The sequence below is a fragment of the Acinetobacter sp. WCHAc060033 genome (genome assembly GCF_004209125.1).
Classification (GTDB): Bacteria; Pseudomonadota; Gammaproteobacteria; order Pseudomonadales; family Moraxellaceae; genus Acinetobacter; species Acinetobacter wuhouensis.
In genome coordinates, this window is the sequence record NZ_SGSW01000232.1 from 1 (window position 1) to 237 (window position 237).

1 protein-coding gene is annotated in these 237 nt (G+C 32.1%); it reads left to right on the plus strand.

Going from position 1 to position 237, the window contains the following annotated elements; translation table 11 throughout:
* The coding region (locus EXE10_RS21705) for a hypothetical protein (protein WP_165383076.1) at positions 1-237 on the plus strand (237 nt) is incomplete at both ends.

Genomic DNA, 237 nt, shown 5'->3' on the forward strand with positions numbered 1-237 from the left:
ATTCAACAGATCAATTTAAATAAACAACTGGAGCAATCCAATACTGAGTTATCACTTAAAAATGAACAGCAAGCAGGAAAGTTGGAAAAAATTTCAAAATATATGGATACGATTCAAACCGAGATAGACAAATTTTCAAAGTCAGAGCAAGCACTTAAACAGGATGTTTTAAAGGCTAAAAATACTAACTTTTGGCTGAAAATATTATTAGTGACCGTGGTTGTTGGAATGGGTCTA